This is a genomic window from Aquipuribacter hungaricus, from assembly GCF_037860755.1.
Taxonomy (GTDB): Bacteria; Actinomycetota; Actinomycetes; order Actinomycetales; family JBBAYJ01; genus Aquipuribacter; species Aquipuribacter hungaricus.
The window spans coordinates 1-13,620 of sequence record NZ_JBBEOI010000091.1; the positions used below are offsets into that span (position 1 = coordinate 1).

The 13,620-nt window shown below is 75.6% G+C and carries 14 protein-coding genes; 9 read left to right on the top strand and 5 right to left on the bottom strand.

Translation table 11 applies throughout. The annotated features are described in order from the left end of the window. The 6 genes from ribD to WCS02_RS10970 all read left to right on the top strand — a co-directional run. The coding region (gene ribD / locus WCS02_RS10945) for a bifunctional diaminohydroxyphosphoribosylaminopyrimidine deaminase/5-amino-6-(5-phosphoribosylamino)uracil reductase RibD (RefSeq protein ID WP_340292985.1) at positions 1-845 on the top strand (845 nt) is incomplete at its 5' end. Continuing rightward, positions 845-1,447, top strand: a complete 603-nt coding sequence (locus WCS02_RS10950; RefSeq protein WP_340292986.1) for a riboflavin synthase — start codon at positions 845-847, stop codon at positions 1,445-1,447. The genes ribD and WCS02_RS10950, both read left to right, overlap by 1 nt. Beyond that, complete coding sequence (gene ribB / locus WCS02_RS10955) at positions 1,444-2,922, top strand: 3,4-dihydroxy-2-butanone-4-phosphate synthase (RefSeq protein WP_340292987.1); 1,479 nt, start codon at positions 1,444-1,446, stop codon at positions 2,920-2,922. The genes WCS02_RS10950 and ribB overlap by 4 nt, the downstream gene beginning before the upstream one ends. Further along, positions 2,919-3,431 (top strand): 6,7-dimethyl-8-ribityllumazine synthase, encoded by a 513-nt coding sequence (ribH, locus tag WCS02_RS10960; RefSeq protein WP_340292989.1) that lies wholly within the window; start codon positions 2,919-2,921, stop codon positions 3,429-3,431. Before ribB ends, ribH begins: the two co-directional genes overlap by 4 nt. Before the next feature lie 120 nt (positions 3,432-3,551). Beyond that, entirely contained in the window at positions 3,552-3,743 is a 192-nt protein-coding gene (locus WCS02_RS10965; protein ID WP_340292991.1) for a hypothetical protein, read from the top strand. Positions 3,744-3,807: 64 nt separating this feature from the next. Continuing rightward, positions 3,808-6,342 carry a bifunctional FO biosynthesis protein CofGH gene (locus WCS02_RS10970; RefSeq protein ID WP_340292992.1) on the top strand — a complete coding sequence of 845 codons (2,535 nt, stop codon included), beginning with the start codon at positions 3,808-3,810 and terminating at the stop codon, positions 6,340-6,342. A gap of 18 nt (positions 6,343-6,360) precedes the next feature. Here the strand turns inward: WCS02_RS10970 and WCS02_RS10975 are convergent, their stop codons facing one another. After that, positions 6,361-6,708, bottom strand: coding sequence for a TIGR03618 family F420-dependent PPOX class oxidoreductase (locus WCS02_RS10975; protein ID WP_340292993.1), 348 nt, complete (start codon positions 6,706-6,708; stop codon positions 6,361-6,363). A 95-nt stretch (positions 6,709-6,803) separates the two neighbouring features. Here WCS02_RS10975 and WCS02_RS10980 point away from each other — a divergent pair, with 95 nt between their 5' ends. The 3 genes from WCS02_RS10980 to WCS02_RS10990 are packed head-to-tail and all read left to right on the top strand — an operon-like array spanning position 6,804 to position 8,408. Continuing rightward, positions 6,804-7,067 carry a phosphoribosyl-ATP diphosphatase gene (locus WCS02_RS10980; RefSeq protein WP_340292995.1) on the top strand — a complete coding sequence of 88 codons (264 nt, stop codon included), beginning with the start codon at positions 6,804-6,806 and terminating at the stop codon, positions 7,065-7,067. 14 nt (positions 7,068-7,081) lie between these two features. After that, positions 7,082-7,930, top strand: a complete 849-nt coding sequence (hisG, locus tag WCS02_RS10985) for an ATP phosphoribosyltransferase (RefSeq protein ID WP_340293007.1) — start codon at positions 7,082-7,084, stop codon at positions 7,928-7,930. Positions 7,931-7,940: 10 nt separating this feature from the next. Beyond that, positions 7,941-8,408: a PH domain-containing protein gene (locus WCS02_RS10990; RefSeq protein ID WP_340292997.1), complete on the top strand. Its 468-nt coding sequence runs from the start codon at positions 7,941-7,943 to the stop codon at positions 8,406-8,408. Between the two features lie 37 nt (positions 8,409-8,445). On the opposite strand, the gene WCS02_RS10995 is transcribed toward WCS02_RS10990, so the two are convergent. From WCS02_RS10995 to WCS02_RS11010, 4 genes are all read right to left on the bottom strand, one after another. Next, positions 8,446-9,663 carry an osmoprotectant NAGGN system M42 family peptidase gene (locus tag WCS02_RS10995; protein WP_340292999.1) on the bottom strand — a complete coding sequence of 406 codons (1,218 nt, stop codon included), beginning with the start codon at positions 9,661-9,663 and terminating at the stop codon, positions 8,446-8,448. Positions 9,664-9,706: 43 nt separating this feature from the next. Further along, on the bottom strand, positions 9,707-11,461 hold the full coding sequence (gene ngg, locus WCS02_RS11000) for an N-acetylglutaminylglutamine synthetase (RefSeq protein WP_340293001.1): 1,755 nt from the start codon (positions 11,459-11,461) through the stop codon (positions 9,707-9,709). A gap of 4 nt (positions 11,462-11,465) precedes the next feature. Next, positions 11,466-13,289 (bottom strand): N-acetylglutaminylglutamine amidotransferase, encoded by a 1,824-nt coding sequence (locus tag WCS02_RS11005; RefSeq protein WP_340293003.1) that lies wholly within the window; start codon positions 13,287-13,289, stop codon positions 11,466-11,468. A gap of 59 nt (positions 13,290-13,348) precedes the next feature. Then, the coding region (locus tag WCS02_RS11010) for a hypothetical protein (RefSeq protein ID WP_340293005.1) at positions 13,349-13,620 on the bottom strand (272 nt) is incomplete at its 5' end.

The window sequence follows — 13,620 nt, forward strand, 5'->3', positions numbered from 1 at the left end:
AGGAGCTGCGCGGCGCCACCGCCGTCGTCACCCTCGAGCCCTGCTCGCACACCGGGCGCACCCCGCCCTGCACCGCCGCCCTGCTCGCGGCCGGTGTGGCCCGCGTCGTCGTCGGCGCCGCCGACCCCAACCCGGTCGCCGCCGGCGGCACCGACGTGCTGCGCGCGGCGGGCGTCGACGTCGTCACCGGCGTCCTCGCCGGCCGCTCGAGCAGCCTCAACCGCACCTGGGAGCACGCCGTCCGGCACGGCCGGCCGTTCGTCACCCTCAAGTGGGCCTCCACCCTGGACGGCCGGGTCGCGGCCGCCGACGGCAGCAGCCGCTGGCTGACCGGCACGGGCGCCCGCGCCGACGTCCACGCCCGGCGCGCCACCGCCGACGCCGTCCTCGTCGGCACCGGCACCGCGCTCGTCGACGACCCGTGGCTCACCACCCGCAGCACCGGCGCCGACGGCACGGTGCACCTCGCGGCGGACCAGCCGCTGCGGGTGGTGCTGGGGGAGCGCGACCTGCCGGCGGACGCGCGGCTGCGCGACGACGCCGCCCCCACGCTGCAGCTGCGCACCCGCGACGTCACGGCCGCGCTGGCCGACCTCGCCCGGCGCGAGGTCCGCCACGTCTGGGTCGAGGGCGGCCCCACCGTCGCCGCGGCGTTCCTGCACGCCGGGGCCGTCGACGAGCTCGTCACCTACCTCGCCCCCGCCGTCCTCGGCGCGGGCGCCCCTGCCGTGGGCGACCTCGGCATCACCTCCGTGGCGGGCACCCTCCGGTTCCGCCTCACCGACGTCACCCGCCTGGGCGGGGACGTCGTGCTCACCAGCACGCCCGAGAAGGAGCCCGTCTGATGTTCACAGGGATCGTCGAGGAGCTCGGCGAGGTCGTCGCGCTCGAGCACGGCACGGACTCCGCCCGGCTCCACGTCCGGGGGCCGCTGGTCACCACCGACGTCGAGCTCGGCGCGTCCGTCGCCGTCAACGGCGTCTGCCTCACCGTCACCGACCTCACCGAGGACGTCTTCGCCGTCGACGTCATGGCGGAGACGCTGCGCCGCAGCTCGCTGGCCTCGCTCGCCCCCGGCGAGCAGGTCAACCTCGAGCGGGCGATGCGCGCCGACGGCCGGTTCGGCGGCCACGTCGTCCAGGGCCACGTCGACGGCGTCGGCGAGGTGCTTGCCCGCACCCCGGGGGAGCGGTGGGAGGTCGTCCGGGTGTCGCTGCCCGCGGCGCTGCGCCGCTACGTCGTCGAGAAGGGCTCCATCACCGTGGACGGGACCTCGCTCACGGTCTCCGCGGTCGACGACGAGGCCTTCGAGGTGTCCCTCATCCCGACGACGCTGGCCGCGACCACGCTGGGGCACCGGGCGGTGGGGGACACCGTCAACCTCGAGGTCGACGTCCTGGCCAAGTACGTCGAGGCCCAGCTCGCCCACGGGGTGGTGCCCCGGTGACCCGGGCCGGCGAGGTCGACGTGTCCGGCCTGGCGACCGTCGACGCGGCCGTGGAGCAGGTCCGGCTCGGTCGGCCGGTGGTCGTGGTCGACGACGCCGACCGCGAGAACGAGGGCGACGTCATCATGGCCGCGGCCGCCGCGACCCCGCACTGGGTCGGCTGGACGGTGCGTCACTCCTCGGGCTACATCTGCGCGCCCATGCCGACGGAGCTCGCCGACCGGCTCGGCCTGCCCGCCATGGTCGAGGCCACCGAGGACCCGCTGCGCACGGCGTACAGCGTGAGCGTCGACGCCCGCACCGGCGTGACGACCGGTATCTCCGCGGCCGACCGGTCCCGCACCCTGCAGCTGCTCGCGGACCCGGCCACCGTGCCCGGCGACCTGGTGCGGCCCGGCCACGTCCTCCCGCTGCGGGCCCGGCCCGGCGGCGTGCTCGAGCGCAACGGCCACACCGAGGCGGCGGTCGACCTGTGCCGTGCCGCGGGCCTGCCCCCGGTGGGGATGATCTGCGAGCTGGTCGACGACCGGGGCGAGCTGCTGCGCCTGCCCGCCCTGCTCGACCTCGCCCGGCGCGAGGGGCTGCTCGTCATCAGCATCGCCGACCTGGTGGCGTGGCGCCGCGCGCGCGAGGCCGACGGGACACCGTCGGGTGCGCCCGCGGCCGTGCTCGCGCCGGCCGTCCGGCCCCGGGTGCGCCACGTCGCCTCCGCGGACCTGCCGAGCTCGCTCGGCCACTTCCGGGTCCACGCCTACGTCGACACCCTCACCGGCGCCGAGCACGTCGCGCTCACCGCCGACGGGCCCGCGGGACCGGGTGCGGCGACCGGCCGCCCGGTCCTGGTCCGGGTGCACTCGGAGTGCCTGACCGGGGACGCCCTGGGCTCGCTGCGCTGCGACTGCGGCCCCCAGCTGGACGCGGCCCTGTCCCGGGTCGCCGTCGAGGGCGGGGTGGTGGTCTACCTGCGCGGCCACGAGGGCCGGGGGATCGGCCTGGCCGCCAAGGTCGCCGCCTACGCCCTGCAGGACGCCGGGCTGGACACCGTGGACGCCAACACCGCCCAGGGACTGCCCGCCGACGCCCGCGAGTACGGCGGCGCCGCCGCGGTGCTCGACCACCTCGGGGTGCACCGGGTGCGGCTGCTCACCAACAACACCGAGAAGGTGGACGGCCTCGGGCTCGGCGGCATCGACGTCGTCGAGCGCGCCCCGCTCGTGGTCGGCACCGGGCCGGACAACATCGGCTACCTGGCCGTCAAGCGCGACAGGATGGGCCACGTGCTGCCGGGGCTCCCGGGCCTCACCGGGCTCACGGGGGACCAGGACCACGACCAGGACATCGACCGGGACCACGACCGGGACCACGACCAGGACCACGACGGCCTGCCGGAGCCCGTGCACGCGGGCCAGGCAGCAGCAGAGGACGGGAGCGCCGGCCGGCGCTCCCGCGAGGACGGACCTTGGAGGACCGCATGAGCGGCGACGGAGCACCGGCAGTCATCGTGGAGCCCGGGTCGGGGGCGGGCCTGCGGGTCGCGGTCGTCGCGGCGAGCTGGCACACCCGGGTGATGGACGGGCTGCTGGCCGGCACCCGGCGGGCGCTGGCCGAGGCCGGCGTCACCGACGTCACCGAGGTGCGCATCGCCGGCTCGTTCGAGCTGCCGGTGGCTGCCGCCGTGCTCGCGCCCGAGCACGACGCGGTCGTCGCGCTCGGCGTCGTCGTCCGCGGCGGCACGCCCCACTTCGAGTACGTCTGCCAGGCCGCCACCCAGGGCCTCACCGACGTCACGGTCCGCACCGGCACGCCCGTCGGCTTCGGGCTGCTGACCTGCGACACCGTCGAGCAGGCGCTCGACCGCGCCGGGCTCGAGGGCTCCAGCGAGGACAAGGGCGCCGAGGCCGCGGAGGCCGCCGTGAGCACGGTGCTGGGCCTGCGGGCGGCGCTGCGCCGGGGCCGGGCGAGCGTGGGGTTCGCCTCCGCCTAGAGCCGCCGGCGGGCCGTCAGCCGACGGTCGTGCGAGCGGTTGCGGGAGCGCCGTGCGCGGCCACGCTGGACGGTGCGGGCCGGCCACCAGGGTCGGCCCCACCCGCACCCAGGAGGACCCGTGACCCGCCCGACCACCTCCGGCGCCGCCCTCGCCGGCACCGCCGTCGCCCTGTCCGCGCTCCTGCTCACCGGCTGCGGCTCCGACGGCGGACCCGCCGAGGAGCTGCCCACGGCCGGCGACATCACCGGCGACACCTCGCTGCCCACCGGCGACGAGGTCACCGGCGAGCCGTCGGTCTCCTCCTCCTGAGCATCGCCACCACCGGGGCGGACCGGTCCCGGGGACCCCGCCCCGGCGCGCGTAGCCTGACGCGGTGATCCCGGTCCCGCCCGTCCCGCCCGTCCCCCCCACCCCGCGGCAGGTCGACCGGGCCGTCGCACGCGCCCGGGCCGGCAAGGCGCTCGACGCCGGCGAGGCCGAGGTTCTGCTGTCCGCGCGCGGCGAGCAGCTCGCCGCCCTGGCCGAGCCCGCCGGTCGGGTCCGCGACGCCGCCATGGCCCGCGAGGGGCGCCCCGGCGTCGTCACGTACTCGCGCAAGGTGTTCGTCCCGCTCACCCGGCTCTGCCGCGACCGCTGCCACTACTGCACCTTCGTCACCGTGCCCCACCGGGTGCCCTCGGCCTTCCTCGAGATGGAGGAGGTGCTGCAGATCGCCCGCGACGGTGCCGCGGCCGGCTGCAAGGAGGCGCTGTTCACGCTGGGGGACCGGCCCGAGGACCGCTGGCCGCAGGCCCGGCAGTGGCTGGACGAGCGCGGCTACGACGACACGCTGTCCTACGTCCGCGCCTGCGCCGTGGCGGTGCTCGAGGAGACCGGCCTGCTGCCGCACCTCAACCCCGGCGTCATGAGCTGGCAGGAGATCCAGCGGCTCAAGCCGGTCGCCCCGTCCATGGGGATGATGCTGGAGACCACGGCCGCGCGGCTGTGGTCCGAGCCGTCGGGCCCGCACTACGGCAGCCCCGACAAGGACCCCGCCGTCCGGCTCCGCGTGCTCGAGGACGCCGGCCGCCTGGCCGTGCCGTTCACCACCGGCATCCTCGTCGGGATCGGCGAGACCGCCGCCGAGCGGGTCGACTCGCTGCTGGCGATCCGGCGGGTGGCGCGCGAGTTCGGCGCCGTCCAGGAGGTCATCGTCCAGAACTTCCGGGCCAAGCCGGACACCGCCATGCGGGCCGCCGACGACCTGGACCACGAGTCGTTATTGGCCACCCTCACCGTCGCCCGCCTGCTGCTCGGCCCGACCGTGTCGCTGCAGGCGCCGCCCAACCTCAGCGACCCCGAGGGCCTCGTCGCGCTGCTGGGCGCGGGGGTGGACGACTGGGGCGGCGTCTCCCCGGTCACCCCGGACCACGTCAACCCCGAGCGGCCGTGGCCCCACCTGGACGACCTCGAGGCCACCACCCGGGCGGCCGGCTTCGAGCTGGCCGAGCGCCTGACCATCCACCCCGGCTACGCCCGCGCGGCGTTCGGCGAGGCACCCGGCTGGCTCGACGTCCGGCTGCGGGCGCACGTCGCGGCGCTCATGGACCCCGCCACCGGGCTCGCCGTGGCGGGGGCGGTGCCGCAGCCCCTGGCGTGGCAGGAGCCGGACGGCGGGCTGGTCACCACCGGGCGCGCCGACCTGCACGCCACCGTCGACACCACCGGCAGGACCGCCGACCGGCGCGGCGACTTCGACGACGTCTACGGCGACTGGGAGACGGTGGGGGAGCGGCGCCACCCCGAGGCCCCTGCGGTCCTCGGCGGCGACGACCTCGCCGTCGGCCTCCGTCGGGCCGAGACCGACCCCGCCGGCCTCACCGACGCCCAGTACCTCGCCCTGATGACCAGCGACGGTGCCGCCCTGGACGCGGTGACCTCGCTGGCCGACGCGGTGCGCCGCGACGTCGTCGGCGACGACGTCACCTACGTCGTCAACCGGAACATCAACGTCACCAACGTCTGCTACGTCGGCTGCCGGTTCTGCGCCTTCGCCCAGCGGGCCTCCGACGCGGACGCGTACACCCTGAGCCTGGAGGAGGTGGGCCGCCGGGCGGCGGAGGCCCAGGCCCTCGGCGCCACCGAGGTGTGCATCCAGTCCGGCATCAGCCCCGACCTGGGGCCCGGCGCCTACGCCGGCATCGTCCGCGCCGTGCTCGACGCGGCCCCGGGCATGCACGTGCACGCGTTCAGCCCGATGGAGGTCGTCAGCGCGGCCGCACGGGCCGGGGTGAGCATCGCCGACTGGCTGTCGGAGGTCCGCGACGCCGGCCTGGGGTCCATCCCGGGCACGGCGGCCGAGATCCTCGACGACGACGTCCGCTGGGTGCTCACCAAGGGCAAGCTGCCGACCAGCGCGTGGATCGAGGTCGTGGAGACCGCGCACCGCCTCGGCATCCCCAGCAGCTCGACGATGATGTACGGCCACGTCGACCACCCGCGGCACTGGGTGGCCCACCTGCGCACCCTGGCGGCGCTGCAGGACCGCACCGGCGGCCTCACGGAGTTCGTGCCGCTGCCGTTCGTCCACACCTCCAGCCCGATCTACCTGGCCGGGCTGGCCCGGCCGGGGCCGACGCTGCGCGACAACCGGGCCGTCCACGCGGTCGCCCGGCTCCTGCTGCACGGCCGGGTCGACCACGTGCAGACGTCGTGGGTGAAGCTCGGCGTCGACGGCACCCGCGCGATGCTCACCGGCGGCGCCGACGACCTGGGCGGCACCCTCATGGAAGAGACCATCAGCCGGATGGCCGGCTCCGCGCACGGCTCCGCCAAGACGGTCGAGGAGCTCCGGCTCATCGCCGACGGCATCGGCCGCCCGGTGCGCGAGCGGAGCACGACCTACGCCCCGCTGCACCCGGTGGGCTGAGGCAGCGGCCGAGGGCGCTCAGTCCTGCTTGGCCGCGCCCCAGCCGTGCCAGCGCTCGATCCGGACGTGGACGCTCACGCGCGGGCTCGTGCGGTTCGGGTACTCGCCGCCGCCGTAGTGCCGCGAGAGCCGGTCGATGTCCTTGAGCCCCTCGTCGGGCTCGACGGACACGACGGTGCCCTGGACGCTGACGTGGGTGTACCAGTCGTCGGCGGCGGTCGCGGTGAGCGAGACGCGGGGGTCCCGCTGCAGGTGCGTGAGGCGGGCGCGGGTGGCGTCGAGGCCGAGCAGCATCGTGCCGTCCTCCTCGATGAGGTACCAGGTCGCCACGGTCACGGGCCGGCCGTCGGCGGCCAGCGTGGCCATGACGGCCGGGCGAGCAGGGCGGCGACGTCGTCGGGCATCGGGGGCGTGGGCACCTGTTCAGGCTAGGCCCGGCCGCTCGCCTAGGCTCACCCCACGTGAAGACCTTCGACGCGCTGTTCGCCGAGCTGACCGAGACGGCCCGGACCCGTCCCGAGGGCTCCCGCACCGTCGCCTCGCTCGACGCCGGCGTGCACGCGATCGGCAAGAAGGTCGTCGAGGAGGCGGCCGAGGTGTGGATGGCCGCGGAGCACGAGGGCGACGCCCGCACCGCCGAGGAGATCAGCCAGCTGCTGTACCACCTGCAGGTGCTCATGCTCGCCAAGGGCCTCACGCTGGCAGACGTGGAGAGGTACCTCTGATGCCCGACCGTCCGATGCTGCGCGTCGCCGTGCCCAACAAGGGCGCGCTGTCCGAGGCGGCCCACGAGATCCTCGCCGAGTCCGGCTACCGGCGCCGGCGAGACCCCAAGCAGCTGCGCCTGGTGGACGCCGACAACGACGTCGAGCTGTTCTTCCTGCGCCCCCGCGACATCGCCGTGTACGTCGGCTCCGGCACGCTCGACGTGGGCATCACCGGCCGCGACCTGCTCATCGACTCCGGCGCGCCGGCCCGGGAGCTGCTGCCGCTCGGCTTCGCCCGCTCGACGTTCCGCTTCGCCGCCCCGGTCGACGGCGGCGTGGCCAGCACCGACGCCCTCGGCGGCACCCGGGTCGCCGCGGCCTACCCGGGCCTGGTCCGCGCCTGGCTGGACGAGCGCGGCGTCGACGCCACGGTGGTCGGGCTGGACGGGGCGGTGGAGTCCGCGGTGCAGCTCGGCATCGCCGACGTCATCGCCGACGTCGTGGAGACCGGCACCACGCTGCGGCAGGCCGGGCTGCAGGTCTTCGGCGAGCCGCTGCTGGAGTCCGAGGCCGTCCTCGTCGTGCCCGCCGACCGCGACCCGCACCCTGGCGTCGACGTGCTCGCGCGCCGGCTCACCGGGGTGATGACCGCCCGCCGCTACGTCCTCATCGACTACGACGTCCGCAACGAGCACGTCGAGGCCGCCGCCGCCGTCACGCCGGGGCTGGAGTCGCCGACGGTGTCGCCGCTGCACGACTCCGGCTGGTCCGCGGTCCGCGCGATGGTGCCGCGCGCGGACACCAACGCCGTCATGGACGAGCTGTGGGAGGTCGGCGCCCGCGCCATCCTCGTCACCGAGATCCACGCGTGCCGGCTGTGAGCACCGCGCGGTGAGCGTCGACCGGGCCTCGCTGCACCGCCCGATCCGTCCCCGTGCCGGGCGGACCGTCGCCTACGTGGTGGCGGTCGCCTGGGCGCTGCTCATGCTGGCCATCGCCACGGGCGTGCCCGCCGAGGTCCCCGGCATGGGGCCGCTGGACCGCGTCGGCTTCTCGCTGCTCGGGGTCGGCGGGGTGTGGCTGCTGCACCGGCTCGCCAGCGTGGAGGTCGTGCCGTCCGAGACCGGTGTCGTCGTCCGCAACGTCGCCAGCACCCGGCGGCTGGAGTGGGCGCAGGTCGTCGACGTCCGGTTCGGCCGGGACTCCACGTGGGGGCGGCTCAACCTGTCCGACGGGACGTCCCTGCAGACGATGGGCATCCAGTCCGCCGACGGCGACCGGGCCGCCCAGGACGCCGTCCGCCTGGCCACCCTCGTCGAGCTGCACGCCCGCGAGGCCGGCCCCCGCCAGGCGTCCTGACCCGGCAGCCCGCCAGGGCTGCCGGGTGCGCCGTCCGTCAGGCCTGCCCCGCGCGCCGGTCGCCCTCGGCCCGCCGGTCGACGTCGGTCGGCTCGACGGGGGTGGGCTGCACGGTCGTGGACGGGAACTCCACGAGCGGGCCGCTGCGGTGGGCGTCCCAGTCGCGGAACGTCAGGTCGGTCTGCAGGTACAGCGCGAGCAGCTCGGCCAGGTGGAGCAGGCCGTCCAGGTGGGTGCGCTCGTGCCCGTGGGAGGAGTCCACGCCGAAGCCGAGCAGCGCGGTGCGGGCCTCGACGCCGGACTCGACGGCGGGCGCGGCGTCGGAGCGGTAGACCCGGTACACGTCGCGCACGGCGGGCACGTCGTGCTCGGCGGCCAGCGCGAGCAGCCGGCGGGTGAGGTGGAAGTCGTGCGGGCCGGTCGAGTCCATCATCCCGACGTTGACCGCCTCCTCCAGCGACTGCTGCCCGGGGGCGACGACGCCGTTGTCGACCGCGACGATCTCGGCGGTGCCGTCGTCGAAGCCGTGGGTGGCGCCGTGACCGACCTCCTCGCCGATGGTGACGAGCAGCCGCGCGGTGACCGGCGGCGTGATGCCGGACTCCACGAGCGCCTTGAACGCCGCCAGGCACGCGGCGAGGCCGGCCTTGTCGTCGAGGTGCCGGGACTTCACGTAGCCGAGCGGGGTGATCTGCGGGGCGGCGTCGATGGCGACGAAGTCCCCGACCTGGATGCCGAGGGCGAGCAGCCCGGCGACGTCGGAGACGGGCGCGTCGACCCGCACCTCGACGAGGTGCCACCCGACGCCCTGGGTGTCGACCTCGTCGCCGAAGGTGTGCCCGGACGACTTCAGCGGCAGCACCGTGCCGGTGTACGTGCGCTCGGGGTCGTCGGTGAGGACCGTGACGTGGGCGCCCTCGGCGAAGCGCGCGGAGTGGGTGCCCACCTGGACGACCTCGAGCCGGCCGTTCTCCTTGAGCCGCTTGACCATCGTCCCGATCGTGTCGGCGTGGACGACGACGGCGCGGTTGACGTCGCCGCGCACGCCCGGGACGGTCGCGCGGAGCACGCCGCGGCGGGTGAGGTCGAGGTCGACGCCCGTGGCCGACAGCAGCTCGCCGACGTGCTGCATGACGGCGTCGGTGCGCCCGGACGGGCTGGGGATGACGAGCAGCTCCAGCAGGGTGTCGCGGAGGAAGTCGGCGTCGATGGGCAGACGGACGGGGGCGGCGGGGGCGCCGGTCGGAGCGGTCACCCCGGCATCGTGGCAGACCCCCCGGGCGCCCCTGCCCCCTCCGTCAGCGGGCGGTCCCGGGGAACAGCAGGTCGACGAACCGGGCCGCGGTCGGCCGCGGCTCGTGGTTGGCCAGGCCCGGGCGCTCGTTGGCCTCGACGAAGACGAACTCGTCGCCGCCGACGTCGGGGACCATGAAGTCGATGCCCGTCACGGGGATGCCGATCGTCCGGGCCGCCCGCACGGCGGCCTCCCGCAGCGGCAGGGACAGCTGCTCGGTGCAGTCCTCGATGGTGCCGCCGGTGTGCAGGTTGGCCGTGAGCCGGACCTGCAGCGCGGTGCCGCGGGGCAGCACGTCGGTGAGCTCGTGCCCGGCACCGCGGACGACGGACTCCGTCACCCCGTCCAGCGGGATGGTCGACTCGCCGCGGGTGGCGCGCTCGCGCCGCCGGGACTGGGCCCGCACCAGGGCGGCGATGTCGTCGCGGCCGTTGCCGACCACCGTCGCGGGCCGCCGGACCGCGGCGGCCACCACCTGCTCGTCGATGACGAGGACGCGGACGTCGTCGCCGGCCACCCGCTCCTCCAGCAGCACGTCCGGGCAGTGGTGGTACGCCGCGGCGACCGCCGTGCGCAGCGCGCCGGGCTCGCTCACCCCGACCGTGATGCCGCGGCCCTGCTCGCCCCGGGCGGGCTTGACGACCACCTCGCCGACGGACGCCATGAACGCCTCCTCGGCCTCGCCCACGACCCCGTCGACCACCTCGTGGCCGCGCGCCACGGGCACTCCCGCACCGGCGAGCAGGCGGCGGGTGACGCGCTTGTCGTCGCAGCGGCTCATCGCCACGGCGCTGGTGAGCTCCGACAACGACTCCCGGGTGAGCACGGTCCGGCCGCCGTGGGTGAGGCGCATCTCGCCCCAGCGGCCGTCCGTCACCTCCACGTGCACCCCGCGGCGCAGTGCCTCCTCCGCGATGATCCGGGCGTACGGGTTGAGGTCGTCCAGGCGGGCTGGGCGCGGCGCGAACAGCGGCTCGTTGATGGGGTTCTTGCGCTTGACGCACACCGTGCCGGTGCGGACGAAGCCGAGCTTCTCGTACAGCGCCATCGCCGAGGTGTTGCCCGCGAGCACCGACAGGTCCATCCACGACCGCCCCCGCGCCTGGTAGCGCTGGGCCAGGGTGCGGGTGAGCGCCTCCCCGACGCCGGGCTGGCGGGACTGCGGGTCCACGGCCAGCGCCCACAGGCTGCTCCCGCCCTCGGGGTCGCCGAACGCCAGGACGTGGTCCACGCCGGTCACCGTGCCGACGACCTGACCGGTGGTCGTGTCCTGGGCGACGAGGTAGGTGAACGTCCGGGTGCGCTGGTTGGCCCACAGCGTGTCGACGTCGCCGGTGACCATGCCGACGCTCGCGCAGATCCGGTTGGCCTCGACCAGGTCGTCGCGCGCGCCCACGGTCCGCACGAGCAGCCCGCGCGGCGGCGTGGTCTGGCGGCGGTAGCGGTGCAGCGGCAGGCGCAGCGTGTAGCTGGGGTCGACGAACAGCTCGCTGGGCGCCAGGCCGACGAGGACCTGCGGGTCGGGCGGGTAGATGCAGATGTCGCGCTGCCCCGACCCCTCCGCCCGCAGCACGTCGAGGATGCCGGTGTGGGCGGTGAAGGTCTGGCCGAACACCAGCCGGCCCCAGCCCATGTCGACGACCACGTCGTCGGACATGCCCTGGCGCAGGTGCTCGGGGACGGCCCGCCACGGCTCGGACGTGATGGACGGGCGGCCCCGCAGGCCCGCCACCCGCGGACGGCTCCGGTGCGCGGTCACCGGCTCACCCCACCTCGTGGGACTGCAGCCACCACTCCAGCAGCCCGAGCTGCCACAGCTTGTTGCCCCGCAGCGGGGTCAGGCCGGAGTTGGGGTCCGCGAGCAGGCCGTCGACGTAGCCGTCGGCGAACAGCCCGCGCTGCCGGGCGGCGGGGGCGTGGAGCGCGTCGCGGACCACGTCGAGGACCTTCCCCTCGAGGTGGGTGATCGCCGGCACCGGGAAGTAGCCCTTCGGCCGGTCGATGACCTCGGCGGGGACGACCCGGCGGGCGGCGGCCTTGAGGACGCCCTTGCCGCCGTCGGCGAGCTTGTGCTCGGCGGGGCACCGGGCGGCGAGCTCGACGAGCTCGTGGTCGAGGAACGGGACCCGGGCCTCCAGGCCCCACGCCATCGTCATGTTGTCCACCCGCTTGACCGGGTCGTCGACGAGCATGACCTCGGTGTCCAGGCGGAGCGCGGCGTCGACCGCGGTGGCCGCGCGGCCCTGCGTGAGGTGGTCGCGGACGAAGGCGTACGACGGGCCGGCCGGGTCCACGGCGGACATCGCGGCGTAGACGTCGGGGGCGACGACGCGGCCCATCTCGGCGTGGTCGCGGTCGAAGAACGCCCGGGCGTACGCGTCGGGCGCGTCCTCCACGCGCAGGCCGTCCAGCGGCGGGTACCAGTGGTAGCCGGCGAACACCTCGTCGGCGCCCTGGCCGGACTGCACGACCTTGATGTGCTTGGACACCTCGCGGCTCAGCAGGTCGAAGGCGACGACGTCGTGGCTGACCATCGGCTCGCTCATCGCCGCGACGGCGTGCTCGAGGGAGCCGACGAGCTCGTCGGAGCCGACCCGGATGCGGTGGTGGTCGGTGCCGAAGCGCTCGGCGACGACGTCGGAGTAGACGAACTCGTCGCCCTCGCGGCCGGCGACGGCGTCGAAGCCGATGCTGAACGTCGCCAGCCCCGTCTGCCCCTGCTCGGCGAGCAGGCCGACCACCAGGCTGGAGTCGACCCCGCCGGACAGCAGCACCCCGACCGGGACGTCGGCGACCATCCGGCGGCGGACGGCGGTGCGGACGGCCTCCAGCGTCGCGTCGGTCCAGTCCTCGAAGGACATCCCGGCGTCGGACTCGTCGCGCTCGTACGACGGGGACCAGTACCGGGTGTCGGTCGACGTGCCGTCCCGCTCGTAGACCCGGACGGTCGCCGGCGGGAGCTTCCGCACCCCGCGCAGGATGGTCAGAGGGGCGGGGACCACGGCGTGCCAGGACAGGTAGTGGTGCAGCGCGACCGGGTCGATGCTCGTGTCGACGTCGCCGCCGGCCAGCAGCGCCGGGACGGTCGAGGCGAAACGGACCCGGCGGGCGCCGGTCGACCCGCCGCCCGTGCCGGTGGAGACGTACAGCGGCTTGATCCCGAGCCGGTCGCGGGCCATCACGGTGCGCCCGGTGTCCCGCTCGCTGATGACGCAGGCGAACATGCCGAGCAGCCGGTCGACCCAGGACAGGCCCCACTGCGCGTACCCGCGCATGACGACCTCGGTGTCGGAGGTGGAGAAGAACCGGTGGCCCAGCGCCTCGAGCTCGGCGCGCAGCTCGCGGTAGTTGTAGACCATGCCGTTGAACACGACGGTGAGGCCGAGCTCGTTGTCGACCATGGGCTGGGCGCCGCACTCGGACAGGTCGACGATCTTCAGGCGCCGGTGGCCGAACGCGACCGGCCCCTGCGACCAGACGCCGGACCCGTCGGGGCCCCGGGGGGACATGACGTCCGTCATCCGGTCCACGGCGGCCACGTCCGCCCGGGTGCCGTCGAAGGTGATCTCACCGCAGATGCCGCACATGCCCCCACCTTGGCAGGCGGTTGTTACAGGCGCGGGACGTGGCGACCGGGTGCCGGACCTCAGGCCTCCAGCAGGCGCTGGGCCTGGCGGGGCCACGTGGCCAGGGTCGCGGACCGGGCCACCCCGGCGGCGTCGAGCGCGTCGGCCACGGCGGCGGTGCTGCTGCCGGCCAGCCCGGTGAGGTCGGTGATGCCGGCGGCGACGAGCGCCTCGGCGCTGCGGCGGCCCAGGCCCGACACGCGGACGAGCTCGTCGAGCCCGGCGGGGGAGGGGGCGTCGGGCTCGGCGACCGGCTCGGCGACGGGCACGGCGACCGGCTCGGGGACCGGCT

What these genes read in the sequence shown, in the direction of transcription:
- hisG (WP_340293007.1), top strand. Translation starts at nt 7,082, where the DNA reads ATGCTGCGCGTCGCCGTGCCCAACAAGGGCGCGCTGTCCGAGGCGGCC.
- WCS02_RS10975 (WP_340292993.1), bottom strand. Translation starts at nt 6,708, where the DNA reads ATGGCCACGCTGGCCGCCGACGGCCGGCCCGTGACCGTGGCGACCTGG.
- WCS02_RS11005 (WP_340293003.1), bottom strand. Translation starts at nt 13,289, where the DNA reads ATGTGCGGCATCTGCGGTGAGATCACCTTCGACGGCACCCGGGCGGAC.
- WCS02_RS10950 (WP_340292986.1), top strand. Translation starts at nt 845, where the DNA reads ATGTTCACAGGGATCGTCGAGGAGCTCGGCGAGGTCGTCGCGCTCGAG.
- ribH (WP_340292989.1), top strand. Translation starts at nt 2,919, where the DNA reads ATGAGCGGCGACGGAGCACCGGCAGTCATCGTGGAGCCCGGGTCGGGG.